Genomic DNA, 24,026 nt, shown 5'->3' with positions numbered 1-24,026 from the left:
AGCCCGTGAGTGCTGCTCCCTCGTTTGCAGGGGCTGGAACAGATCGTGTGTAGCTCCTCAGAGCTGGCGATACAGGCGGGCGATATAGAGGTGCGTACCGGCGTCGCCACGCAATGTCAGATTCGTGCACTCGTCTTCCAGCAGCAGGCCCTGGCCTTCGCTCAGGCTCTGGCTGCTGCCGTCGGACAGTTGCACGGCGAGTCGGCCGCCGTGGCAGTAGATCAGCAGGATGTCGGCGTCATTGTCCAGGGCCTGCACACCGTCCAGCCGCAGTTGCTGCAACTGGTGGCGCCACAGGCTGCGCCGGGTCATCAGGTTGAAGTCGGCGACCGGGCCGGCCAGCAGTTCGGCGCTGACCGGGTCTTCGCCGGCGAATGCCAGGGGTGGATCGCCGGGGCGCAGCTGCCTCGGCCGGCCGTCCAGGCACAGGTCCAGGCCGGCGCCGGCGAGCACGGCCAGGCTGCGGTCGACCCCGGCGAAGCGGGAGAAGGGCCCGCCGCTGGCGACCCGGGCGCAGCTGATGCGCCAGGCGAAATCCTCCAGGCTGGCGCCGGCGGGGAAGATGGCCAGCTCGCAGGTGCTGCCGCCGCCATTCTTCCAGGGCATCTGCCGCGCCTGGCGGCGGTCGAGTCGCTGAATCGGCATGTCGTTCGTTCCTCGGTTAAATGTATATACATACTGCGACGAGTGCGCTTGCCCCGCAATCCCTGGTCTGCGCCTGTTTCTCCGGGTTTCTGTGCGAAGCCTTTGAGTCTTGGGCGAGCGAAAGGGGCTTGACGGCCGGATTTTTCGTTTTTAATGTATATACATTGAAACGAGAGAGCGCTTCCATGTCCCTGTCTCCCCAGCTGCGCCGGCTCTGGCGTGATGTCACCCTGTTTGACGGCCTGTGCGTGCGGCCTGCGCCGATGACGGTGCTGGTCGAGGACGGCCGGGTGGCCGGCCTGTGGCCGCAGGGCGAGTTCGACGAGCGTCAGGCCGAGGCTGCCATCGAGTGTGGCCGTGGCGGGGTAATGACTCCCGGGCTGGTCGACTGCCACAGCCACCTGGTGTACGCCGGCAACCGCGCCGGCGAGTTCGAGCAGCGCCTGGAAGGCGTCAGCTACGCCGAGATCGCCAGGGCCGGTGGCGGCATCCTCAGCACCGTGCGCGCCACCCGCGCCGCCAGCGAAGAGCAGTTGGTCGAGGCCAGCCTGCCGCGCCTGGACGCGCTGCTGGCCGATGGCGTGACCACCCTGGAGATCAAGTCCGGCTATGGCCTGAGTGTCGCCGACGAGCTGAAGATGCTGCGCGTGGCCCGGCGCCTGGGCCAGCTGCGCCCGGTGCGGGTGCTCACCACCCTGCTCGGTGCCCATGCCCTGCCGCCGGAGTTCGCCGGCGACAGCGACGGCTATATCGACCTGGTGTGCAACGAGATGATTCCGGCGGCCGCCGCCGAGGGCCTGGCCGATGCGGTGGATGTGTTCTGCGAGCACATCGCCTTCAGCCCGGCCCAGTGCGAGCTGGTGTTCCAGGCGGCACAGCGCCACGGCCTGGCGCTCAAGGCGCACGCCGAGCAGTTGTCCAATCAGGGTGCCAGCGCCCTGGCCGCGCGTTATCAGGGGCTGTCGGCCGACCATATCGAGTTCCTCGACGAGGCCGGGTTGCAGGCCATGGCCGCCGCCGGCACCGTGGCGGTGCTGCTGCCCGGTGCCTTCCACTGCCTGCGCGAGACCCAGCTGCCGCCCATCGAGCTGCTGCGCCAGTACGGCGTGCCCATGGCCGTGGCCAGCGACGCCAACCCGGGCACTTCACCGATCTGCTTCCCGACCCTGGTGCTCAACCTGGCCTGCACCCTGTTCCGTTTGACCCCGCGCGAAGCCCTGAGCGGCATGACCGCCCATGGCGCTCGCGCCCTCGGCCGCCCCGACCTGGGGCGGATCGAGGTTGGGGCCCCCGCCGACCTGTGCCTGTGGGATATCCAGCAGCCCGCCGAACTGGCCTACGCCGTGCAACCGGGACGCCTGCGCCAACGCATCTTCAAGGGAGACCTCACCCATGCCTGCTGATCGTCAAGACCTGGCCGCCTGGAGCGGGCGCATCGACCCCGAGCCGGACAGCCCGCGCTGGCACCAGCGCATCCAGGCGCTGAGCCCGGACAGCCAGCCGGGCGTGGCCCTGCTCGGTTTCGCCTGCGACGAAGGCGTGCGCCGCAACCACGGCCGCGTCGGCGCCGCCGGCGCCCCGCCGGCCATGCGCAAGGCCCTGGCCAACCTGGCCTGGCATCGCCAGGGCCCGGCCTACGACGGCGGCGATGTGCTGTGCGCCGATGGCGACCTGGAAGGCGCCCAGGCGCGCCTCGGCGAACAGGTCTGCGCCTTGCTGGATGCCGGCCACCTGCCGATCGTGCTGGGCGGCGGCCATGAGGTGGCCTTCGGCAGCTGGCAGGGCATCGCCGAGCACCTGTCGGGCCAGCCGGCGCCGCGCATCGGCATCATCAACTTCGACGCCCATTTCGACCTGCGCGACCCGGCGCACGTGCATTCCTCCGGCACGCCGTTCGCCCAGATCGCCGAGGACTGTGCTGCCCGTGGCTGGCCGTTTGCCTATGCCTGCTTAGGGATAAGCCGCGCCAGCAACACCCGCGCCCTGTTCCAGCGCGCCGCCGAACTGCAGGTGCTGGTGCGCGAGGACCGCGAGATCCGCGAGGCCAGTCTGGCCGCCATCGGCGCCGAGCTGCAGGCCTTTGTCGCCGCCTGCGACGCCGTCTACCTGACCATCGATATCGACGTGCTGCCGGCCTGCGAAGCCCCCGGCGTCAGCGCCCCGGCCGCCCGCGGGGTAAGCCTGGCGCTGCTCGAACCGCTGCTGGAGGGCATCCGCGACAGCGGCAAGCTGCGCCTGGCCGACCTGGCCGAACTCAACCCCGAACACGACATCGACAGCCGTACCGCCAAGGTGGCGGCGCGCCTGATCCATCTACTGACCCTGACTCACTGACCCCGAGCAACCCCAGGAGCCCGCAATGAGCCGTTTCCGCGATACCGAAATCCGCGCCGCCCGTGGCACCCAGCTGACCGCCAAGAGCTGGCTGACCGAGGCGCCGCTGCGCATGCTGATGAACAACCTCGACCCGGAAGTGGCGGAGAACCCCAAGGAGCTGGTGGTGTACGGCGGCATCGGCCGCGCCGCGCGCAACTGGGAGTGCTATGACAAGATCGTCGAGGTGCTGACCCGCCTGGAAGACCACCAGACCCTGCTGATCCAGTCCGGCAAGCCGGTCGGCGTGTTCGAGACCCACAAGGACGCGCCGCGGGTACTGCTGGCCAACTCCAACCTGGTGCCGCACTGGGCCACCTGGGAACACTTCAACGAGCTGGATGCCAAGGGCCTGGCCATGTACGGCCAGATGACCGCCGGCAGCTGGATCTATATCGGCAGCCAGGGCATCGTCCAGGGCACCTATGAAACCTTCGTCGAGGCCGGTCGCCAGCACTACGGCGGCAGCCTCAAGGGCAAGTGGGTACTGACCGCCGGCCTCGGCGGCATGGGCGGCGCCCAGCCCCTGGCGGCGACCCTGGCCGGTGCCTGCTCGCTGAATATCGAGTGTCAGCAATCGCGTATCGATTTCCGCCTGAAGACGCGCTATGTCGACGAGCAGGCCACTGACCTGGACGACGCCCTGGCGCGCATCGACAAGTACACCGGTGAAGGCAAGGCCATCTCCATCGCCCTGTGTGGCAACGCCGCCGAGATCCTTCCGGAACTGGTCAAGCGCGGCGTGCGCCCGGACCTGGTCACCGACCAGACCAGCGCCCACGACCCGCGCCATGGCTACCTGCCGATCGGCTGGAGCTGGGACGAGTACGTGGCCCGCGGCAAGACCGAGGAGGCGCTGGTGGTCAAGGCCGCCAAGCAGTCCATGGCCGTGCATGTGCGCGCCATGCTGGCCTTCCAGCAGATGGGCGTGCCGACCTTCGACTACGGTAACAACATCCGCCAGATGGCCCTGGAGGAGGGGGTGGCCAACGCCTTCGACTTCCCCGGGTTCGTGCCGGCCTATATCCGCCCGCTGTTCTGCCAGGGCATCGGCCCGTTCCGCTGGGTGGCGCTGTCCGGCGACCCCGAGGACATCTACAAGACCGACGCCAAGGTCAAGGAGCTGATCCCCGATGACGCCCACCTGCACAACTGGCTGGACATGGCCCGCGAGCGCATCAGCTTCCAGGGCCTGCCGGCCCGCATCTGCTGGGTCGGCCTGAAGGACCGCGCGCGCCTGGCCCAGGCCTTCAACGACATGGTCGCCAGTGGCGAGCTGAAGGCGCCGATCGTGATCGGCCGCGACCACCTGGACTCCGGCTCGGTGGCCAGCCCCAACCGCGAGACCGAGGCCATGGCTGACGGCTCCGATGCCGTCTCCGACTGGCCGCTGCTCAATGCCCTGCTGAATACCGCGGGCGGCGCGACCTGGGTGTCTTTGCACCATGGTGGCGGCGTCGGTATGGGCTACTCGCAGCATTCCGGGGTGGTGATAGTCGCCGACGGCACCCCCGAAGCCCGCGCCCGTCTCGGCCGCGTGCTGCGCAACGACCCGGGCACCGGGGTGATGCGCCACGCCGATGCCGGTTATGCAATTGCCGTCGATTGCGCCCGCCAACAGGGCCTCGACCTGCCGATGATCGCTGCCAACCAAGGAGCCCAAGCATGAGCCTGTTTACCCTGACCCCCGGCCAACTGAGCCTGGCCCAGCTGCGCGCCGCCTACCAGGGCCCGCTGACGCTGCGCCTGGATGAGCGCGCCCATGCCGGCATCGAGGCCAGTGTGGCCTGCGTCAACGCCATCATCGCCGAGGGCCGCACCGCCTACGGCATCAACACCGGCTTCGGCCTGCTGGCCTCGACCCGCATCGCCAACGATGACCTGGAAAAGCTCCAGCGCTCGCTGGTGCTGTCCCATGCCGCCGGCATCGGCGAGCCGCTGGACGATGCCATGGTGCGCCTGATCATGCTGCTCAAGGTCAACAGCCTGGCCCGCGGCTGCTCCGGCATCCGCCTGAAGGTGATCGAGGCGCTGGTCGCCCTGATCAATGCCGAGGTCTACCCGCATATCCCGCTCAAGGGCTCGGTGGGCGCCTCCGGCGACCTGGCGCCGCTGGCGCATATGTCCCTGGTGCTGCTCGGCGAAAGCCAGGCGCGGCACCAGGGCCAGTGGCTGCCGGCCAGCGAGGCGCTGGCGATCGCCGGCCTGGAACCGATGACCCTGGCGGCCAAGGAGGGCCTGGCCCTGCTCAACGGCACCCAGGTGTCCACCGCCTACGCCCTGCGCGGGCTGTTCGAGGCCGAGGACCTGTTCGCCGCCGCCACCGTCTGCGGCGGCCTGACCGTGGAAGCCGCCCTGGGCTCGCGGGCGCCGTTCGATCCGCGCATCCATGCCGCCCGCGGCCAGCGCGGGCAGATCGACGCGGCGGCGATCTATCGCCACCTGCTCGGCGCCAGCAGCGAAGTGGGGCGCTCCCACGAGGCCTGCGACAAGGTGCAGGACCCCTACTCGCTGCGCTGCCAGCCGCAGGTGATGGGCGCCTGCCTGACCCAGCTGCGCCAGGCCGCCGAAGTGCTCGGCGTCGAGGCCAACGCGGTGTCGGACAACCCCCTGGTGTTCGCCGCCGAAGGCGACGTGATCTCCGGCGGCAACTTCCACGCCGAGCCGGTGGCCATGGCCGCCGACAACATCGCCCTGGCCATCGCCGAAATCGCCTCGCTCTCCGAGCGGCGCATCTCGCTGATGATGGACAAGCACATGTCGCAGCTGCCGCCGTTCCTGGTGGCCAATGGCGGGGTCAACTCCGGCTTCATGATCGCCCAGGTCACCGCCGCGGCCCTGGCCAGCGAGAACAAGGCCCTGGCCCACCCGCACAGCGTCGACAGCCTGCCGACCTCGGCCAACCAGGAAGACCACGTGTCCATGGCCCCGGCCGCCGGCAAGCGCCTGTGGGAAATGGCCGCCAACACCCGTGGCGTGCTGGCCATCGAATGGCTGGGCGCCTGCCAGGGCCTGGACTTCCGCGAGGGCTTGACAAGCTCGCCGGCCCTGGAGCAGGCGCGCCGGGCCCTGCGCGAGCAGGTGCCCTACTACGTGGAAGACCGCTTCTTCGCCCCGGATATCGCCGCGGCCAACGAGCTGCTGGCCAGCCGCGTGCTGAGCCCGCTGCTGCCGGCCGGCATGCTCCCCTCGCTGGGCTGACCTTTCCCCGCAATACCCACCTGGCCCGTGTTCCGACACGGGCCACGGGGGCTTCTTGGCGCAAAAAACAACAACAAGAGGAGTCGCAATGAATTCAATCGTATTGGCGGTACTGGTCATGGTCACCCTGTCGATGCTGCGGGTGTCCGTGGTCTTCGCCCTGGTGGTGGCGGCCGTGGTCGGCGGGCTGGCGGCGGGCATGCCGATCGGCGCGATCATCGAGGCCTTCAACAAGGGCCTGGGTGGTGGCGCCGGGGTGGCCCTGGCCTACGCCACCCTGGGCGCCTTCGCCGTGGCGCTGTCGCGCACCGGCATTGCCCAGCGCCTGTCGGCGCGGGTGGTCGAGCACCTGGGGCGCAGCCATCACCAGGCCGGTGAGCTGGCCCTGGTCAAATGGGGCATGCTGGTCAGCCTGATCCTCGCCGGCTTCGCCGCCGAGACCATCATCCCGGTGCATATCGCCTTCATCCCGATTCTGGTGCCGCCGCTGCTGCACGTGATGAACCGCCTGCAGCTGGATCGTCGGCTGACCGCCTGCGCCATCACCTTCGCCATTACCGTGACCTACATGTCGCTGCCGATCGGCTTCGGCACCATCTTTCTCAACGACATCCTGATCGGCAACATCAACCAGGCCGGCAATGCCCAGGGGTTGACCGTCAGCCGCGAAATGGCCCCGCACGCCATGCTGATCCCGGCCCTGGGCATGGTGCTGGGGCTGCTCATCGCGGTGTACAGCTACCGGCGCAAGCGGGTCTATGAGGAACTGGCGGTGGCCGGCGAGCACCTCAGCGCCAGTAGCACGCCGCTGAGCGCGCGCCAGCTCGGCCTGATCGCCCTGGCCCTGCTGCTGGCCCTGGGCGTGCAACTGTGGAGCGGTTCGATGGTGTTCGGCGGCCTGATCGGCTTTGCCGTGATCTCGCTCAGCGGGGTGATCAGCTGGGCCGAGCAGGACGATGTGTTCACCCAGGGCATGCGCCTGATGGCCCTGGTCGGCTTCATCATGATCGCCGCCGCCGGCTTCGCCGCGGTGATGACGGCTACCGGCGAACTGCCCGGGCTGGTCAGCGATTCGGTCGAACTGATCGGCGACAACCGCGGCCTGGCGGCGCTGATCATGCTGCTGGTGGGGCTGCTGATCACCATGGGCATCGGCTCGTCCTTCTCCACCGTGCCGATCATCGCCGCCATCTACGTGCCGCTGGGCATCAGCTTCGGCTTCTCGCCACTGGCCATCATCGCCCTGGTGGGCACCGCCGCGGCCCTGGGGGATGCCGGCTCGCCGGCCTCGGACTCGACCCTGGGGCCAACCGCCGGGCTGAACGCCGATGGCCAGCACGACCATATCTGGGACACCGTGGTGCCGACCTTCCTGCACTTCAACCTGCCGTTGCTCGCGGCCGGCTGGGTTGCCGCCATGCTGCTCTGACACGGCCCTGCTGCTCATGGGCTGCGCAGATGGCGCCGCCCATGGGCGCTCGCTATCATCGGCGCACCGGGTACCACCTCAAGGAGCCGTCGTGAGCAGTACCACCCCGCGCTACAAGGCGATTGAAGAGTTTCTGCTGGAGCGTATCCATGGCGGCGACTATCCGGTCAATCACCAGATTCCCCCGGAAGAGCAACTGGCACGGGACTTCTCGGTCAGCCGGATGACCGCCAACAAGGCGATCAACAACCTGGTGCAGCAGGGCTACCTGGTGCGCCAGGCCGGCCTTGGCACCTTCGTCACCGACCGCAAGGCCGAATCCTCGCTGCATGAAGTGCTCAATATCGCTGCCGAAGTGCGCGGCCGCGGGCATGCCTACAGCAACGACGTGTTGCGCTGCGAAGCCATCGAGGCCGACGACGAGGTGGCCCTGCGCCTCGGCCTGCGCCTGGGCGCCCAGGTGTTCCACAGCATCCTGGTGCACCGCGAGAACGGCGTGCCGATCCAGCTGGAAGACCGCTTCGTCAACCCGCGCTGGGTGCCGCACTACCTGCAGAGCGACTTTGCCAGGCAGACGCCCAACGAGGTACTGGTGGCCAGCTGCCCGATCAGCGATGTCGAGCATGTGGTCGAGGCCGTGCTGGTGGATGGGCAAACCGCCGCCTGGCTGGATATCGACCCGGCCGCGCCGTGCCTGTCGATGATCCGGCGCACCTGGTCCGACGAGCACCTGATCAGCTACGCGCGGCTGATCCATCCCGGCGACCGCTACAAGCTGCGCTCCAACCTCAAGCGCCGCTGATGGCGGCGTGCCGCCAGCCGCCCGTCGTCTCAGCTGCATCATGCCGCTGCAGTGGTTAGGCTCTTGGCTCTAGCGCGCAAACGGACGAGGCGATGGATCGACAAGCGAAGCAATTCGAGACGACGCTGGAAGGCCTGTACCGCGAGGAATCGCGGCGGGTGCTGGCGACCCTGATTCGCCTGCTCGGCGATTTCGACCTGGCCGAGGAGGCCCTGCACGAGGCCTTCCGCGCCGCTCTGGAGCAGTGGCCGAGCCAAGGCGTGCCGGCCAATCCGCGCGCCTGGCTGGTGTCGGCCGGGCGCTTCAAGGCCATCGACCAGTTACGCCGCCAGGCGCGCTTCCAGGCCCTTGAGGACAGCCCCGAGCCGCTCGCCGCCGGCGAGGTGGGCGAGGGCGAACTGCTGGAAGACGACCGCCTGCGCCTGGTGTTCACCTGCTGCCACCCGGCCCTGGCGGCGGACGCCCAGGTGGCCCTGACCCTGCGCGAGGTCTGCGACCTCAGCACCGAGGAAATCGCCCGCGCCTTCCTCGCCACGCCGAGCACCATCGCCCAGCGCATCGTGCGGGCCAAGCACAAGATCCGCGATGCGCGCATCCCCTATGAAGTGCCGGGGCGCAGCGAGCTGGCCGAGCGTCTGCAGGCGGTGCTGCAGGTGGTCTACCTGGTGTTCAACGAGGGCTACTTCGCCAGCGCCGGCCCGGAGCTGACCCGCCAGCACCTGTGCGCCGAGGCCATCCGCCTCGGCCGCCTGCTGCTGGAGCTGCTGCCCGAGGCGGAAGTGCAGGGCCTGCTGGCGCTGATGCTGCTGCACGAGTCGCGGCGCGCGGCGCGCACTTCGGCGGCCGGCGAGCCGATCCTGCTGGAGGAACAGGACCGCAGCCGCTGGGACCGGGCGCTGATCGCCGAGGGCGAGGCGCTGGTACTGGCCGCCCTGCAGTCGCGGCGCTTTGGTCCCTACAGCCTGCAGGCGGCCATCGCCGCGGTGCACGCCGAGGCGCCGAGCATGGCCGCCACCGACTGGGCGCAGATCGTCGGCCTGTACGACGTGCTGCTGCGCGCCACACCCTCGCCGGTGATCGAACTCAACCGCGCGGTGGCCCTGGCCATGCGCGATGGCCCGGCGGCCGGCCTGCAGCTGATCGAGGCGCTGCTGGCGCGCGGCGAGCTGGCCGACTACCACCTGGCGCATGCCGCCCGTGCCGACCTGAACCGTCGCCTGGGCCGTTGGGAGGCGGCGCGCGTGGCCTACCGGCGCGCCCTGCAGCTGAGCCAGCAGGGTGCCGACCGGCAGTTCCTCGAACGCCGCCTGGCCGAGTTGCCGGCGGGCTGAAAAGTTTTTGGCGGGCCTTGTCGATTTGCCCGGGCACCGCCCGACTACTGGGTAAGGCAGCTCCTCCATGCTGCCAGGGAGAACGACGATGAAATACCTGTGTCTGATCTACAGCGACGAGAAGCTGCTGCACAGCCTGCCGGAGAGCCCGCGCGACGGCGAATGCCTCGACTACTTCCAGAGCGTCCAGCAGAGCGGCCGGCTGCTCGCCGCCGAGCCGCTGGAGCCGGTCGCCAGCGCCACCACGGTGCGCATGCGCGGCGGCAAGCTGAGCATCACCGACGGGCCGTTCGCCGAAACCAAGGAGCAGCTGGCCGGCTTCTACCTGATCGAGGCGCGCGACCTCAACGAGGCGCTGCAGATCGCCGGCGGCATCCCCGCGGCGCGGGTCGGCAGCGTCGAGGTGCGGCCGGTGCGCCAGCTGCAGGTGTAGGGCGCACCGCGCGCTCGGACCCTGACTGGTGCGCACGGCGCACCCTACGGCAGTTGCTGCCGGGAGGAGTCTCCATGAATGCCGAATACCCGAAGATCGCCAGCCGCGAACAGTGGCTGGCCGCACGCCTGGCCCTGCTGGAGCAGGAGAAGGCCCTGACCCGCCAGCGCGATGCGCTCAACGCCGCGCGCCGCCAGCTGCCGATGGTGGAAGTCACGGCGGACTACCGGTTCAACGGCCCGGATGGCGAGGTGCCCTTGCACCAGCTGTTCGCCGGCCAGCGCCAGCTGATCGTCTACCACTTCATGTACCACCGCGACAAAGGCGAGGGCTGCCCCGGCTGCTCCTTCCTGGTCGACAACATCGGCCACCCGGCCCACCTGCAGGCCCGCGACACCCGCCTGGTGCTGGTCTCGCGGGCGCCCCTGACCGAGCTGGAGGCCTTCAAGCGGCGCATGGGCTGGACGCTGCCCTGGTACTCGTCGTTCGGCAGCCGCTTCAATTACGACTTCCACGTGACCCTCGACGAGGCCGAGGCGCCGGTCGAGTACAACTACCGCGACCGGGCCGAGCTGCAGCGCCTGGGCCAGCTGGATAGCGTCAAGGGCGAGCTGCCTGGCGCCAGCGTGTTCCTGCGCGATGGCGAGCGGGTGTTCCACTGCTACTCCACCTACGCCCGTGGCCTGGACATGCTGATGAACACCTACCACTACCTCGACCTCACGCCGTTCGGCCGTGGCGAGGGCTGGGACGGCATGCCCGATCTGGAGGGCAAGGGGCTGTTCTGGAACCGGCACCATGATCGTTATGGCGAGTCCCACTCCGCGCCGCACGACTGCTGCGCCTGAACGCACAAGGAGAACGACATGAGCGGCAATTCCGAACTGCGCGGCCTGATCGACACCTGGGTCGTCGCCAACCTGGCGAAGAACCTGGACGCCATCATCGAGCACTATGCCGAGGATGTGCTGGCCTTCGACGCCATCCTCCAGCTGCAATTCAAGGGCCGCGCCGCCTACCGGGCGCACTGGCAGATGTGCCTGCAGATGTGCGCCGGGCCGACCACCTTCGAGGTTCGCGAACTGCAGCAGGAAGCCAGCGGCGAGCTGGGCTTCGGCCACTTCCTCGCCTACTGCGCCGGCACCGACGCCGAGGGCAAGAGCCAGGGCTGCTGGCTGCGCGTCAGCCAGGGCTACCGCAGGCAGGGCGGGCGCTGGCTGATCGCCCACGAACACTTCTCGGTGCCGTTCGACCCGCAGAGCGGCCAGGCGCTGTTCGGCCTGGAGCCTTGAGGGCGAGTAGCCCGGATGCAATCCGATGGCGCCCACGCGCTTGCGTGGGAGCCTGATCCGGGAACGCTGCGCGTCCCGCAGAGGCGGAGCACCTGTAGCGGCGATCAAATGCCTGTCGGCTGGCTGCTTCGCGGCTGAAGCCGCTCCCACAAAACCTGGCGCTGCCGACAAGCTTGGCGAGCGCTTGCAGCGACTCCTGCTCTACAATCGCCCTTTTGCCGCCTGGCCAAGGAGCTGCCGTGGAATCGGTGATCGCGGTCGAGAACCTGAGCAAGACCTATGCGTCCGGCCATCCGGCGCTGAAACAGATCAATCTGCAGATCGACAAGGGCGAGATCTTCGCCCTGCTCGGCCCCAACGGCGCCGGCAAGACCACCCTGATCAGCATCATCTGCGGCATCGTCAATCCGGGCGAGGGCCGGGTGCGGGTGGCCGGCTACGACATCAAGGCCGACTACCGCGCGGCCCGCTCGCAGATCGGCCTGGTGCCGCAGGAGCTGGTCAACGACGTGTTCGAGACGGTGTGGGCGACGGTCAAATTCAGCCGCGGCCTGTTCGGCAAGAAGCCCGACCCGGTCTATCTGGAACAGCTGCTGCGCGACCTGTCGCTGTGGGACAAGCGCGACGCGAAGATCTTCGAACTGTCCGGCGGCATGAAGCGCCGGGTGATGATCGCCAAGGCGCTGTCCCACGAGCCGTCGATCCTGTTCCTCGACGAGCCCACCGCCGGGGTGGATGTGGAGCTGCGCCGCGACATGTGGAACATGGTGCGGCGCCTGCGCGAGCGCGGGGTGACCATCATCCTCACCACCCACTACATCGAGGAAGCCGAGGAAATGGCCGACCGCATCGGGGTGATCCGCAAGGGCGAGATCATCCTGATCGAGGACAAGCACGTGCTGATGCACAAGCTCGGCAAGAAGCAGCTGACCCTGCAGCTCAAGCACCCGCTGGCCAGCGTGCCCGCCGAGCTGGCCAGCTACGGCCTGGAGCTGGCCGACGCCGGCCACGCGCTGGTGTTCACCTTCGACGCCCAGCGCGAGCACACCGGCATCGCCGAACTGCTCAAGGACCTGGCCCAGCACGGCATCGACTTCAAGGACCTGCAGTCCAGCGAGAGTTCGCTGGAAGATATCTTCGTCAATCTGGTTTCCGGCCGTTGAAAAGCGTAGCGAGCGAAGGTCAGGCAAGGCGAAATCAGGTGAGGCCGCGGAGTGTACAGACCGTACATGAGCAGGCCGAACCGGATTTCAACGCAGCCTGGCCGAGCGCAGTAGCTTTGCAACGACCGGATGAGGGCACCGTATGAATTTCCACGCTATCAAGGCCATCTATCTGTTCGAGCTGCACCGCACCTGGCGCACCCTGCTGCAGAGCATCGCCACCCCGGTGATCAGCACCTCGCTGTACTTCGTGGTGTTCGGCTCGGCCATCGGTTCGAGCATGACCCAGGTGCAGGGGGTGAGCTACGGCGCCTTCATCGTGCCCGGGCTGATCATGCTGGCGCTGCTGACCGAGAGCATTTCCAACGCCTCGTTCGGCATCTATATGCCGAAGTATTCGGGGACCATCTACGAGCTGCTCTCGGCGCCGATTTCCTACCTGGAAATCCTCATCGGCTTCGTCGGTGCGGCGGCCACCAAGTCGGTGATCCTCGGCCTGATCATCCTGGTCACGGCACGCCTGTTCGTCGACTTCGAGATCGCCCATCCCTTGGTCATGGCGCTGTTCCTGGTGCTGACGGCGATCACCTTCAGCCTGTTCGGCTTCATCATCGGCGTATGGGCCGATGGCTGGGAGAAGCTGCAGGTGGTGCCGGCGCTGATCGTCACGCCGCTGACCTTCCTCGGCGGCAGCTTCTACTCGATCAGCATGCTGCCGCCGCTGTGGCAGCAGGTGACCCTGTTCAATCCGGTGGTGTACCTGATCAGCGGGTTTCGCTGGAGCTTCTACGGGGTGTCCGATGTCAACGTGGCGGTCAGCCTGGGCATGACGGTGGGCTTTCTGCTGCTGTGCGTGGCTGTCGTCAGCTGGATGTTCAAGACCGGGTATCGGTTGCGGCAGTGACTTTGGGGTGATGGGGTTCTAGGCCGGGCTGATTATCGAGTTTTGCTGATACTTCTGGTTTCGCCCTCCCGGGCGACTCACTTTTTCCAGACGCGGAAAAAGTAAGCAAAAACGCTTGCCCCTGCATCCGGCCCCGCCTGCGGCGGGGTTCGTGACCAGCCTTCGGCTGTTACTGCGTTTCGCTCCATCGCCGCTCCAGAGGCCCGGCCTGGGCGGCACCCCGACGAAGGGCCATCCCTGGCCCATCGCGGCTCTCGCGACATCCCTGCCGCTCAACCCCTTCCACGACGATTCCGCTCACCCTCCTGAAGGGGCGTTTGGCGCTGCCTGATAGTTGCTTCGTCTGTTATTGCACAACCTTCAAGCAGCTCGGAGCCCGATCCCCCGTCAGGAGGCCGAGCGTAGGTGTTGCGTAGGGGGACGAGCCGCATGGATGCGGCGAGAGGCTTAAAGGGCCAGGGATGGCCCTTGTAAGGCGGCCCCCGGAGCAGCACCGGAGGGAGGGAAACGGAGCGTAGCGGAGTAACAGCCGAAGGCTGGCCCGAAGGGTGAGCGAAGCGAATCAGTGGAGCGCAGCGAAACCCGGATGTCGGGCGCGCTTTCTCTTTGGTTACTTTCTCTTTTGCGCGAGCAAAGAGAAAGTGACTCGCCCGGGAGGGCGAAACCAAAAGTTTCTGCCAGCGCAGAAAGTGGCTGGAATGGGTGGTTACAGCCTGGGTGGGCGCTCAATAAGCGCGGGTTCCACCCGCCCTACGAGAGCGCTTCAGCACTCGATGATGTTCACCGCCAGGCCGCCGCGTGCCGTCTCCTTGTACTTGCTCTTCATGTCCGCCCCGGTATCGCGCATGGTGCGGATCACCCGGTCCAGGGAAATGAAGTGCTGGCCATCGCCGCGTAGGGCCATGCGCGCCGCATTGATCGCCTTGATCGAGCCCATCGCATTGCGCTCGATGCAGGGTACCTGGACCAGGCCGCCGACCGGGTCGCAGGTCAGGCCGAGGTTGTGCTCCATGCCGATCTCGGCGGCGTTCTCCACCTGGGCGATAGTCCCGCCCAGCACTTCGCACAGCGCGCCGGCGGCCATCGAGCAGGCCACGCCGACCTCGCCCTGGCAGCCGACTTCGGCGCCGGAGATCGAGGCATTTTCCTTGTACAGGATGCCGATGGCAGCGGCGGTGAGCAGGAAGCGCACCACGCCGTCGTCGCTGGCACCGGGCACGAAGCGCCGGTAGTAGTGCAGCACCGCCGGCACGATGCCGGCCGCGCCGTTGGTCGGCGCGGTGACCACGCGGCCGCCGCTGGCGTTTTCCTCGTTGACCGCCAGGGCGTAGAGGTTGACCCAGTCCAGCACGGTCAGCGGGTCGCGCAGGCTGGCTTCCGGGTGCTCGCTGAGCTGGCGCTGCAGGGCGGCGGCGCGCCGGCGCACCTTGAGCCCGCCGGGCATGATGCCCTCGTTGCGGCAGCCGGCGGCGACGCAGTCCTGCATCACCTGCCAGATGTTCAGCAGCCCGGCGCGGGTCTGCGCCTCCGGGCGCCAGGCCGCCTCGTTGGCCAGCATCAGCTGGCTGATCGACAAGCCGTGCTCGCCGCACAGAGCCAGCAGCTGCTTGGCGCTGTGGAACGGGTAGGCCAGCACGGTCTGGTCCTCGACGATGCGGTCGAGGCCGGCGGCCTCCTCGTCGACCACGAAGCCACCGCCCACCGAGTAGTACTCGCGCGCGCGGATCTGCAGGCCGGCGGCGTCGAAGGCGCGGAAGATCATGCCATTGGGGTGGTAGGCCAGTGGCTTGCGGATCAGCGCCAGGTGATCCTTCTCGACGAAGCGGAGGCGCCGCTCGCCGCCCAGGTTCAGCTCGCCGCTGGCGCGGATGGCCGCCAGGCGCGGCTCGATGCTGGCGGTGTCGACGCTGTCCGGCTGTTCGCCTTCCAGGCCGAGCAGCACTGCCTTGTCGCTGCCGTGGCCCTTGCCGGTGGCGCCGAGCGAGCCGTACAGCTCGACCTTGAGGCTGACCGTGGCGGCCAGCAGGCTCTCGCGCTTGAGCCCCTCGACGAAGCGCGCGGCGGCGCGCATGGGCCCGACCGTGTGCGAGCTGGAGGGGCCGATGCCGATCTTGAACAGGTCGAATACGCTGAGGGCCATGCCGTGCTCCTGTGACTGGTCAGTCAGAAGCTTACACCCGCTGGCGCGATTCCAAGGTCGAGGAAGCGACCAGCAGTTACCTTTCTTCGCCTGGCCCGGCAGGGTCTCAGCGTTCCTTGCGCTTGCGCAGGCGCTTGCGTGCCGGCGTCTCGCTGCTCGGCACATGCAGGTAGGACAGCACGCTTTCGGTCAGCTCGGCGGCCAGCTTCACTGCCTCCTTGTTGCGTGTCATCACGGTCGCTACCAGGCTTTCGATCAGCGCCAGCACGGCGGTGTTGGAGCTGATCAGCACCGGGTGGCTGGCCGGGGCGAACAGGCAGTGGTCGGCGATGGCGGCCAGCGGCGAGGCCGGCGAGTCGGTGATGGCCAGCACCTTGGCCCCGCGTTCGAGGGAGAAGCGCGCCAGTTGCAGGGTGTCCAGCGAGTAGCGGGGCAGGGAGATGGCGAGCAGGGCGTCGTGCTCGGTGATGCTGGCCAGGCGATAGGCGGCGTTCTCGTTGCCGCCCTCCATGCTGACGGCCACCGCGTCGGCGCAGTAGGGCACCAGGTTGGCGGCGGCCAGGCCGGCCATGTAGGCGCTGTTGCCGAAGCCGAGGATGTAGATGCGCCGGGCGGCGGTCAGGCTGCCGACGAAGCCCTCGAAGGCGGCGATGCTGTTGCTGTTGGCGGTGCTGCCCAGGTTGCTGCTGGCGATCTGCATCTGCTCCTGCAGGCCGAAGGTGCCGTCCGGGCGATGGGCCAGCTCGTTGCGCAGCTTGTCCACCGGCGACACCAGTTCCTGCAGGGTCGCCACCAGTGCCGACTTCAGGGCGCTGTAGCCGCCCAGTTGCATGGCGCGCGCCAGGCGGTTGACCGCGGCGGCGGAGGTGGCGGTTTCCTGGGCCAGTTCTTCGATGGTCAGGGTCGCGGCTTTCAGCGGGTGACGCAGGATGAAGTCGGCCACCTTGCGCAGCGAGGGTTGCAGGTCCGGGGTGATGGCCGCCAGCTTGCGCATGACTGGCGAGGCGTAGACGGTGACGTTGCTGGGCGTGGATGTCATGCGTGTGCAGGCCTGTTCGGGAAGGGCGGTAACCACAACGAGAAGGCCGCAGTGTATCCGAAGGCGCGTTGCCGGTGGCCGAGTGCCAGCCTGTAGCTGGCCACCAGCGCAGTCGAAGAGGGTGGCGTCCCTGCCAGAAACATGAGGCGTCTGCGTCAGTCGCTGAGCAGGCGACCCGTGCGGATCGGCGTGGCGCCGGCGACCTTGGCCAGCCATAGGCCGGGCTGGGCGAAGCGCAGGCGTTCGCGGGCGTAGAGCACGCCGTCGGTGGTGGCGCGCACCAGGGAGCGGCGGTCGCTGATCGGATCGAGCACCTCGAACAGCGGGTCGCCAACCTTGACCTGGGCCCCCAGCGGTTGCAGGAAGCTGACCACGCCGGGGTGTGGCGCATAGGCGTACTGGGCGCCGGCGAAGGGCGTGGCGCTGCAGGGGCTGGCGGGGATGGCCGGCCAGTTGCCGCTGAGCAGCCCCTGGTCGGCGAGGAAGGCCAGGATCGCCTCGGCGTCACGACTGGCGCGTTGCGGTTCGGTATCGGCCATGCCGCCCAGCTCGACGGTGGCGGTCAGGCAGGCCAGTGGCACGGGGGCACCGGGAAAGGCCGCGGCCAGTTGCAGCCAGGGCGCGGCGCAGGCCTCGTCGAACGATTGGCCGCCGGAGTCCTCGGCCAGCAGCACCGCCTTGGCCTCCAGGCGCGCGGCCAGGCCCTGCAGGCGCGGCCAGGCCTGCGGCAGGGCGTAGAGCAGCATCACCGATTCGAAGTCGCAATGCAGGTCGAGCACCACGTCGGCGTCGCAGGCGTGTTGCAACAGCAGGCGCTGCAGGCCGTCGAGCTGCGATTGCGGCTCGGGCAGCTGGCTGATCGCGCGGCGCATGGCCTGGCGGATCAGCTCGATGTTGCTGTCCGCATCAGCACCCAGCTGGCCTTGCAGGTGGTGGATCAGTGGCGCGGCCAGGTTGGGGAAGTCGCGGTTGAAATTCTTGCCGCTGGAGAAGTCGAAGCGGCCCTGGTGGGTGGCCTGGAACATCTGCGCCAGACCGATGGGGTTGGCGGCGGGGACCAGCTCGATCACCCCGCGCAGGCAGCCGGCGTCTTCCAGCTCCTGCAGGCGCCGCTTGAGTTCCACTGCGACGCGCATGCCCGGCAGCTCATCGGCATGCAGGGCCGCCTGGATATAGGCCTTGCGCGCACCGCTGCCGTAACGGAACACCGACAGGTTGCGCTGTGTGCCGAGACCGCTCCAGGGCAGGGAATACTCAAGGTGTTGCATGTTGCTTCCTTGGAGCCTGTGCCTCTGTGCGCGACGCGGCCGGGCCTTCTGCGAGGACTTGGCGGGTGCGCGGGCGGGCAGGCTCGGCGAGTGAATGGGGAGGACTAGCATGCAGTGTACCCGGCGCTGGGCCGGGTGCACGTGCTGGGCGGCGGTTACTGGCCGTAGATGTCGTAGGCGAAGTACTTGCCCTGGATTTCCTGGTACTTGCCATTGCTGCGCAGGGCGGCGATGGCGTTGCTGAATTTCTCCGCGGTAGCGGCGTCGCCCTTGCGTACGGCGATACCGGCGCCATTGCCGAAGTACTTCGGATCGTTGAAGTCCGGGCCGACCAGGGCGAAGCCCTTGCCGGAGTCGGTTTTCAGGAAGCCTTCGCCGATGTTGACCACGTCGGCCAGGGTGGCGTCCAGACGGCCGTTGGCCAGGTCGAGGAAGGCCTCGTTCTGCGAGCCGTAGCGCACCACCTCGATGCCCGCCTCGGCGAATTTGTCGCTGGCGTAGCGATCATAGGTCGAGGCGCGCTGCACGCCGACTTTCTTACCCTTGAGGTCGACCAGCGGGTCATTGACCACGCTGCCGGCCTTCATCGCCAGCTTGCCGGGGGTGTGGTAGTACTTCTTGGTGAAGTCGACCGACTTCAGGCGGTCCGGGGTGATCGACATGGACGACAGCACGGCGTCGACCTTGCGCACTTTCAGGGAGGGGATCAGGCCGTCGAAGGCCTGCTCGACCCACTCGCATTTGACCTGCATCTCTGCGCACAGGGCGTTGCCGATCTCGTAGTCGAAGCCGCTGATCTTGCCGTCCGGCGTCTTGAAGGCGAAGGGCGGGTAGGCCGCTTCGATACCGATACGCAGGTCGGCTTCCGCCGCTTGGGTCATGGCGCTGAAGGCGCTAAGCGCCAGGGCGCCGAGAAGTGCGATTTTTTTCATTGTGATGACTCCTGTAAGTGGCGATTGAGCTCGCCTGAACGGCCGGTGGCCGTCTGGCGGGCGGTGCTGCTTCGCACGCTGGCGAAAAGGTGCAGCAGGAACCTTGTGGGTGCCTGCCCTGTCGTGGCTGCCTCGGTACAGCAAGCCCAGCAGTAATTGATAAATTAGTGACACGTTTTTGTTCGTTAACGGTACTTATAAGAAAAAAACGTGTCAATCAGGATTCGTCCGTGAATTGTTTGAGTGGTCCGACGAATTTCCATTAAGTGGCTGTTTAATAGTGTTTTTATTAGTAATTTCCTGATCGATTGGTCGGTTAAATGACCTGGGTCGGGGGTTGCTTGCTGCTTTTTGTTGATATACAAGATTTCAAAAATATGATTATTTGAAAAAAAACATTCAGTGCGGTCACGCCCCGCCGAGCAGGTTTCGGGGCAAGGGAGTGGTCGGTGCGCGGTTGGCGTGCCGGGGTATCAGGAGGATGCGCTGGGTCTGCTGGGCTGGGCCGTCAGGGCCCGTGGTATTCACAACAAGAAGAGCAACAAGAATGACAATGCAGCCGAAACGTGGCGCCCTGGTCGCCGCCCTGATCCTTTGTGGTTTTTCCGCGCCGGCCCTGGCCGATGGCAACCTGCTGGCCGTGGGCGGCATGCTGCGCGCCAGCAACACGGCGGTGTACGAGAAGCTCATCGAGCTGGCCGGTGGTGCCGAGCAGGCCCGCATCGCCATCATGCCCACCGCCAGTGGCAGCCTCAGTTCGAGCAAGCGTTTCCAGGGCGAGCTGCAGGCCCTGGGTGTACCGGCCGAGCACATCAGCATCGTCGGCATCGACAAGCAGAACTACCAGACCAGCATGAACGACCCGGCCGCGGTCAAACCGCTGACCGAGGCGACGGCCGTATGGTTCGTCGGCGGCGACCAGGCGCGCATCGCCCGCGCCCTGTACAACCCCGATGGCAGCGAGTCGCTGACCCTCAAGGCGGTGCGCCAGGTGTTCGCCAAGGGCGGTGTGGTGGCGGGCAGCAGTGCCGGTGCGAGCATCCTCGGCGCGACCATGCCGACCGCCTACGGGGTGGTCATGGATACCCTCGACTTCGGCGTCGCGCAGCAGGCCGACCAGCGCGGTACCGCCCTGCTCAAGGGCGCCGGGCTGTTCAAGGCCGGCATCATCGACCAGCACTTCGACCAGATTGAGGAAACCAGCAGCGGGCGTGCCGCGCGCATGGCCAGCTACCTGGTCGGCCAGCAGCCGGCCAAGGGTTTCGGCCTGGATACCAACACCGCGATCTGGGTCAAGCCCGATGGCCAGCTGGAAGTGCTCGGCGAGGGCTACCTGACGGTGATGGATGCCAGCCAGGCCAGCAAGGACTTCGGGGTCTACGGCACGCGCCTGCAGAATGTGCGCCTGGCCATGCTCGGCCATGGTGATCGCTACGACCTGAACAGCGGCAAGGTGCAGCCGGCCGAGGGCAAGGCGGCGATCACCGCCGGCAACGAATACCTGGTCGGCAACCAGCTGCTCACCGATCTCTCCGCCGTCTCGGCCATGTCGCGTGCCGTGCTTTATGGCCTGGCCGACAACACCGCCACCCGTCAGGTCGGCCTGATGACCCGCTACAACCCGGCCAACGGTTACCACTACGGTTACCGTTTCGAGTTCAGCGAAACCGAGGGTTTCAGCGCCCACAGCCGCTTCCAGGATTCCCTGACCAACTACACGGTCAGTGGCGTGCGCCTGGACATCACCCCGGTCGATGCAACCCTGCGCGACCCGGCGCGCAGCACGCCGCAGGATGTCGGCAGCAGCCGCTGGCCAGAGGCGGTGCGCGCGGTGAGCTTCCGCGGCCTGATGACCAGCGATGCCAACAACCGGTTCGAACCCAAGCGCGCACTGACCCGTTTCGAGCTGGCCAATGCCCTGCAGATGACCCTGGCCGCCGAGCCGGTGCTGGACAAGCTGCCCAAGCTGGCCGACGTGCCGGCCGAGCATCCGCTGCGCGAGCAGATCGAGGTGGTGCTCTCCAATGGCTGGCTGCAGGCCGATGGCCGCTTCGACGGCGAGCGCGCGGTCACTCGCCAGGACTGGGCCCTGGCCTGCAAGGCGCTGGTCGAGGGCTTCGCCAAGACCAGCCTGGTCCAGCGTGCCGAACTGAAGGATGTGCAAGGCCTGGATCCGGCCGTGGCGGATGCCGCCGCGCTGACCGTCGGCGCCGGCTGGCTGAGTGCCGAGCAGGGCCGCTTCGAGCCCCAGCGCACGGTCAGTCGCGAGGAGGTGGCCTACAGCCTGGCGCGCCTGCTCGGTCTCGCCGAGCCGTCCTGACCCCCTGAAACACCGTTGATTTCGCCCTGCTGCGGCAGGGCGAGCGGGGCCCTTTGTGCCCGAGAAAAGCCAGTCGAGAAGGTGCTCATGCAATTAACCAATCTGGAGTTGTTCGCCCTGGACAAGCTGCTGCACGACCACGAGCCCGCGGTGGAGGCCCTGAAAAGCCCGGTCGCCACGGTGCTCGAACGGGTCGAGACGCCAGCCGGCTTCTACTCGGTGATCCAACTGCAGCAGCGCCTGGCCAGTGCCGGCGAGCTGCTGGAGCGCGAGTGGAAGTTTCGCCTCAAGCGCCTGAAAAGCGCGGGTTACTTCGTCTGCTGGCTGGATGGCGAGTCGACGTTGTGCCTGGAGGCGGTGATCAGCAGGGGCGTACGGCCAGCGGTGTTCACACCGGAACTGTTTGTCTGACCGGGTCGGCAAAAACCTGAAGCCCTGCGAGGGGCTTTCTAATAACACTAAACGGAGTAAGTCATGAACCTTGTAAAACTGAGTTGTCTCGCGCTGGCCATCAGTGCCGCCAGCACCCAGCTGGCACTGGCTGGTCAGGCCGATGCCAAGGGCTTTGTCGAAGACAGCGAGCTGAGTCTGCTGAACCGCAACTACTACTTCAATCGCGACTTCAAGAACAAGCCGGACAGCCAGAGCTACCGCGAGGAGTGGGCGCACGGCGTGATGGCCGAGTTCGCTTCCGGCTTCACCCAGGGCATTGCAGGTTTCGGGGTCGACGCCCATGGCTACCTGGGCCTGAAGCTGGACAGCGGTCGTGGCCGCACCGGCACCGGCCTGCTGCCGATCGGCGATGACGGCCGCGCCCAGGACGATTACTCCGAAGCCGGTGGTGCGGTGAAGCTGCGCGTCTCCGACACCGTGCTGAAGTACGGTGACATGCGCACCGAGGCGCCGGTGTTCGCCACCGCCCACAGTCGCCTGCTGCCGGAAACCGCCACCGGTTTCCACGTCGCCAGTGGCGAGATCGAGAACCTGGCTTTCGAAGCCGGTCACTTCACCGCGTACAACAACCGCAACTCGACCAACAGCGACGACGAGCTGAACCTCAACTATGGCAGCGGCGAGATCGGCAAGACCCTCGACTATGCCGGCGGCTGGTACAGCGTCAACGATGACCTGAATCTCGGCTTCTATGCCTCGCAGTTCGACGAGACCTGGAACCAGTACTACGGCAACCTCAACTACAACCTGGCGATCAGCGAAGGCCAGAGCCTGAACTTCGACTTCAACTTGTACCGCACCAGCGATACCGGCGAGGCGCTGCAGGGTGATATCGACAACACCACCTGGAGCCTGGCGGCTACTTACGGCCTGGGTTCGCACAGCCTGCTGCTGGCCTATCAGGCCGTCGATGGCGACACCCCGTTCGACTACGTCGGCGGCGACTCGATCTTCCTCGCCAACTCCATGCAGTACTCCGACTTCAACGCGCCGAACGAGAAGTCCTGGCGCATCGGTTATGCCTACGACTGGAGCGAAATGGGCGTGCCGGGCCTGACCACCAAGGTCACCTATGTCGAAGGTAGCGACATCGATGGCACCGACGCCGACGTCAACGGCGGCTATGTCGGTTACTACGGCGCCGACGGTGAACACAGCGAAACCGACCTGGACATCAAGTACGTGATCCAGGAAGGCCCGGCCAAGGATCTCTCCGTACGCCTGCGTCAGGCGTTCCACTACGCCAACGGCGATCAGGGCGAGGGCGACCTCCACGAGTTCCGGGTCATCGTCGACTACCCGCTGAGCATTCTGTAACGCGTCGTCCAGCCCGTGGCCCTGCAGCCACGGGCTGCAGCCGTTTTTCTTAAGGTCTGCTCCGATTGCTCCTTTGACCTTACGGCGCCCGTATGGCGCCGTTTTTTTCCGGTAGAGGGCACCTGGCAGTACCGGCCGACCTGCAACAAGGAGGCGTGGATATGCGTGCGTACGGGTTGTTATACGGATTGTTAATGGCAGGATTACTGGCCTTTACGGTCCAGGCGGAGCCCTTGCGAATTGCCATGGAGGGCCAGTTTCCGCCCTTCGAGGAGCTCGATCAGAACGGGCAGCTCAAGGGCTTCAATGTCGACATCGCCAACGCCTTGTGCGAGCAGATGAAAACCGCCTGCCAGTTGCAGCGGTTCGCCTGGGACGACCTGATCCCGGCCCTGCAGGAACGGCGCACGGACCTGATCCTGGCGTCCATGTCGATCACCGAGGAACGCCTCAAGCAGGTGGACTTCACCCAGAAATATGCGCAGACGCCGGCGTTCTTTTTCGCCCGCGAAGGCGCCATCAACGAAGTCATCATCACCCCGCGGCGCATCGGCAGCAAACGCCTGGGCGTGCAGCGCGGCACCACCTATGACCGCTACCTGAGCGAGCGCTTTGCCAGGCATGTGGCGATCGAGCGTTTCGACAGTGCGGCGGCCACCTACCAGGCGCTCTACGAGGGGCGCGTCGACCTGGTGCTGGACGATGCGGTGTCCGGCTACTTCGGTTTCATCGATACAGCCAAGGGCGCTGGCTTCGAGCGGGTCGGCAATGCCGTGGTGGCACCGAGGTTTTTTGGCAAGGGCCAGGGCATTGCCCTGCGCAAAGGCGAGGAGGCGCTCAAGGTCCGCTTGAACCAGGCGCTGGTGACCATTCTCGACAACGGCGTGTATGCGCGCATCGAGAAGCAGTACTTCAAGCAGTTCAGCGTTTATTGAGCGGCCAGACCTGGCAGGCAATTCCGTTCTACGACAACCCACAACAACA

The 24,026-nt window shown here is 67.0% G+C and carries 21 protein-coding genes; 16 read left to right on the top strand and 5 right to left on the bottom strand.

Going from position 1 to position 24,026, the window contains the following annotated elements; all coding sequences use genetic code 11:
- Nucleotides 1–57 precede the first annotated feature (57 nt).
- Nucleotides 58–645, bottom strand: coding sequence for a HutD family protein (locus tag F3I62_RS08590; protein ID WP_160489223.1), 588 nt, complete (start codon nt 643–645; stop codon nt 58–60).
- 185 nt (nt 646–830) lie between these two features.
- Here F3I62_RS08590 and hutI point away from each other — a divergent pair, with 185 nt between their 5' ends.
- The 12 genes from hutI (at nt 831) to F3I62_RS08530 (ending at nt 13,573) form a co-directional block, all read left to right on the top strand.
- Nucleotides 831–2,048: an imidazolonepropionase gene (gene hutI / locus F3I62_RS08585; RefSeq protein WP_160489222.1), complete on the top strand. Its 1,218-nt coding sequence runs from the start codon at nt 831–833 to the stop codon at nt 2,046–2,048.
- Complete coding sequence (gene hutG, locus F3I62_RS08580) at nt 2,038–2,979, top strand: formimidoylglutamase (protein ID WP_160489221.1); 942 nt, start codon at nt 2,038–2,040, stop codon at nt 2,977–2,979. Before hutI ends, hutG begins: the two co-directional genes overlap by 11 nt.
- A gap of 25 nt (nt 2,980–3,004) precedes the next feature.
- Complete coding sequence (gene hutU / locus F3I62_RS08575) at nt 3,005–4,687, top strand: urocanate hydratase (RefSeq protein WP_160489220.1); 1,683 nt, start codon at nt 3,005–3,007, stop codon at nt 4,685–4,687.
- A complete protein-coding gene (gene hutH, locus F3I62_RS08570; protein WP_160489219.1) occupies nt 4,684–6,219 on the top strand; it encodes a histidine ammonia-lyase in 1,536 nt (511 codons plus the stop codon). Before hutU ends, hutH begins: the two co-directional genes overlap by 4 nt.
- An 88-nt stretch (nt 6,220–6,307) precedes the next feature.
- A complete protein-coding gene (locus F3I62_RS08565; protein ID WP_160489218.1) occupies nt 6,308–7,648 on the top strand; it encodes a Na+/H+ antiporter family protein in 1,341 nt (446 codons plus the stop codon).
- Between the two features lie 91 nt (nt 7,649–7,739).
- Nucleotides 7,740–8,450, top strand: a complete 711-nt coding sequence (hutC, locus tag F3I62_RS08560; protein ID WP_178122501.1) for a histidine utilization repressor — start codon at nt 7,740–7,742, stop codon at nt 8,448–8,450.
- A 92-nt stretch (nt 8,451–8,542) separates the two neighbouring features.
- On the top strand, nt 8,543–9,781 hold the full coding sequence (locus F3I62_RS08555; RefSeq protein ID WP_160489216.1) for an RNA polymerase sigma factor: 1,239 nt from the start codon (nt 8,543–8,545) through the stop codon (nt 9,779–9,781).
- A gap of 88 nt (nt 9,782–9,869) precedes the next feature.
- Complete coding sequence (locus tag F3I62_RS08550) at nt 9,870–10,214, top strand: YciI family protein (protein ID WP_160489215.1); 345 nt, start codon at nt 9,870–9,872, stop codon at nt 10,212–10,214.
- 74 nt (nt 10,215–10,288) lie between these two features.
- Nucleotides 10,289–11,062 (top strand): DUF899 domain-containing protein, encoded by a 774-nt coding sequence (locus tag F3I62_RS08545; protein WP_160489214.1) that lies wholly within the window; start codon nt 10,289–10,291, stop codon nt 11,060–11,062.
- 18 nt (nt 11,063–11,080) lie between these two features.
- Nucleotides 11,081–11,506, top strand: a complete 426-nt coding sequence (locus F3I62_RS08540) for a nuclear transport factor 2 family protein (protein WP_160489213.1) — start codon at nt 11,081–11,083, stop codon at nt 11,504–11,506.
- A 239-nt stretch (nt 11,507–11,745) separates the two neighbouring features.
- Nucleotides 11,746–12,669 (top strand): ABC transporter ATP-binding protein, encoded by a 924-nt coding sequence (locus tag F3I62_RS08535; RefSeq protein WP_160489212.1) that lies wholly within the window; start codon nt 11,746–11,748, stop codon nt 12,667–12,669.
- 142 nt (nt 12,670–12,811) lie between these two features.
- Nucleotides 12,812–13,573: an ABC transporter permease gene (locus tag F3I62_RS08530; protein WP_160489211.1), complete on the top strand. Its 762-nt coding sequence runs from the start codon at nt 12,812–12,814 to the stop codon at nt 13,571–13,573.
- A 763-nt stretch (nt 13,574–14,336) separates the two neighbouring features.
- Here the strand turns inward: F3I62_RS08530 and F3I62_RS08525 are convergent.
- The 4 genes from F3I62_RS08525 to F3I62_RS08510 all read right to left on the bottom strand — a co-directional run bounded on the left by F3I62_RS08525 (nt 14,337) and on the right by F3I62_RS08510 (nt 18,952).
- Complete coding sequence (locus tag F3I62_RS08525) at nt 14,337–15,713, bottom strand: L-serine ammonia-lyase (RefSeq protein ID WP_160489210.1); 1,377 nt, start codon at nt 15,711–15,713, stop codon at nt 14,337–14,339.
- A gap of 106 nt (nt 15,714–15,819) precedes the next feature.
- On the bottom strand, nt 15,820–16,752 hold the full coding sequence (locus tag F3I62_RS08520) for a MurR/RpiR family transcriptional regulator (protein ID WP_160489209.1): 933 nt from the start codon (nt 16,750–16,752) through the stop codon (nt 15,820–15,822).
- Nucleotides 16,753–16,907: 155 nt separating this feature from the next.
- Nucleotides 16,908–18,020 (bottom strand): succinylglutamate desuccinylase/aspartoacylase family protein, encoded by a 1,113-nt coding sequence (locus F3I62_RS08515; protein WP_160489208.1) that lies wholly within the window; start codon nt 18,018–18,020, stop codon nt 16,908–16,910.
- A gap of 155 nt (nt 18,021–18,175) precedes the next feature.
- Nucleotides 18,176–18,952: an ABC transporter substrate-binding protein gene (locus F3I62_RS08510; protein ID WP_160489207.1), complete on the bottom strand. Its 777-nt coding sequence runs from the start codon at nt 18,950–18,952 to the stop codon at nt 18,176–18,178.
- A gap of 553 nt (nt 18,953–19,505) precedes the next feature.
- On the opposite strand from F3I62_RS08510, the gene F3I62_RS08505 reads away from it, so the two are divergent.
- The 4 genes from F3I62_RS08505 to F3I62_RS08490 all read left to right on the top strand — a co-directional run bounded on the left by F3I62_RS08505 (nt 19,506) and on the right by F3I62_RS08490 (nt 23,977).
- On the top strand, nt 19,506–21,272 hold the full coding sequence (locus tag F3I62_RS08505) for a cyanophycinase (RefSeq protein WP_256667715.1): 1,767 nt from the start codon (nt 19,506–19,508) through the stop codon (nt 21,270–21,272).
- Nucleotides 21,273–21,359: 87 nt separating this feature from the next.
- Entirely contained in the window at nt 21,360–21,683 is a 324-nt protein-coding gene (locus tag F3I62_RS08500) for a hypothetical protein (protein WP_160489205.1), read from the top strand.
- A 63-nt stretch (nt 21,684–21,746) separates the two neighbouring features.
- Nucleotides 21,747–23,042, top strand: a complete 1,296-nt coding sequence (locus tag F3I62_RS08495) for an OprD family porin (RefSeq protein ID WP_160489204.1) — start codon at nt 21,747–21,749, stop codon at nt 23,040–23,042.
- A gap of 233 nt (nt 23,043–23,275) precedes the next feature.
- Nucleotides 23,276–23,977, top strand: coding sequence for a transporter substrate-binding domain-containing protein (locus tag F3I62_RS08490; protein WP_256667714.1), 702 nt, complete (start codon nt 23,276–23,278; stop codon nt 23,975–23,977).
- Nucleotides 23,978–24,026 lie beyond the last annotated feature (49 nt).

Source organism: Pseudomonas sp. R-28-1W-6, from assembly GCF_009799925.1.
GTDB lineage: Bacteria > Pseudomonadota > Gammaproteobacteria > Pseudomonadales > Pseudomonadaceae > Aquipseudomonas.
Note: the sequence above shows the minus strand (reverse complement) of the source record. Positions and strands in the feature narration are given on the sequence as shown.

Bases quoted from the DNA above. Each gene is read 5' to 3' on its own strand.
- F3I62_RS08590 (WP_160489223.1), bottom strand. From the start codon at position 645: ATGCCGATTCAGCGACTCGACCGCCGCCAGGCGCGGCAGATGCCCTGG.
- hutI (WP_160489222.1), top strand. From the start codon at position 831: ATGTCCCTGTCTCCCCAGCTGCGCCGGCTCTGGCGTGATGTCACCCTG.
- hutG (WP_160489221.1), top strand. From the start codon at position 2,038: ATGCCTGCTGATCGTCAAGACCTGGCCGCCTGGAGCGGGCGCATCGAC.
- hutU (WP_160489220.1), top strand. From the start codon at position 3,005: ATGAGCCGTTTCCGCGATACCGAAATCCGCGCCGCCCGTGGCACCCAG.
- hutH (WP_160489219.1), top strand. From the start codon at position 4,684: ATGAGCCTGTTTACCCTGACCCCCGGCCAACTGAGCCTGGCCCAGCTG.
- F3I62_RS08565 (WP_160489218.1), top strand. From the start codon at position 6,308: ATGAATTCAATCGTATTGGCGGTACTGGTCATGGTCACCCTGTCGATG.
- F3I62_RS08555 (WP_160489216.1), top strand. From the start codon at position 8,543: ATGGATCGACAAGCGAAGCAATTCGAGACGACGCTGGAAGGCCTGTAC.
- F3I62_RS08550 (WP_160489215.1), top strand. From the start codon at position 9,870: ATGAAATACCTGTGTCTGATCTACAGCGACGAGAAGCTGCTGCACAGC.
- F3I62_RS08545 (WP_160489214.1), top strand. From the start codon at position 10,289: ATGAATGCCGAATACCCGAAGATCGCCAGCCGCGAACAGTGGCTGGCC.
- F3I62_RS08540 (WP_160489213.1), top strand. From the start codon at position 11,081: ATGAGCGGCAATTCCGAACTGCGCGGCCTGATCGACACCTGGGTCGTC.
- F3I62_RS08530 (WP_160489211.1), top strand. From the start codon at position 12,812: ATGAATTTCCACGCTATCAAGGCCATCTATCTGTTCGAGCTGCACCGC.
- F3I62_RS08525 (WP_160489210.1), bottom strand. From the start codon at position 15,713: ATGGCCCTCAGCGTATTCGACCTGTTCAAGATCGGCATCGGCCCCTCC.
- F3I62_RS08520 (WP_160489209.1), bottom strand. From the start codon at position 16,752: ATGACATCCACGCCCAGCAACGTCACCGTCTACGCCTCGCCAGTCATG.
- F3I62_RS08515 (WP_160489208.1), bottom strand. From the start codon at position 18,020: ATGCAACACCTTGAGTATTCCCTGCCCTGGAGCGGTCTCGGCACACAG.
- F3I62_RS08510 (WP_160489207.1), bottom strand. From the start codon at position 18,952: ATGAAAAAAATCGCACTTCTCGGCGCCCTGGCGCTTAGCGCCTTCAGC.
- F3I62_RS08505 (WP_256667715.1), top strand. From the start codon at position 19,506: ATGCAGCCGAAACGTGGCGCCCTGGTCGCCGCCCTGATCCTTTGTGGT.
- F3I62_RS08500 (WP_160489205.1), top strand. From the start codon at position 21,360: ATGCAATTAACCAATCTGGAGTTGTTCGCCCTGGACAAGCTGCTGCAC.
- F3I62_RS08495 (WP_160489204.1), top strand. From the start codon at position 21,747: ATGAACCTTGTAAAACTGAGTTGTCTCGCGCTGGCCATCAGTGCCGCC.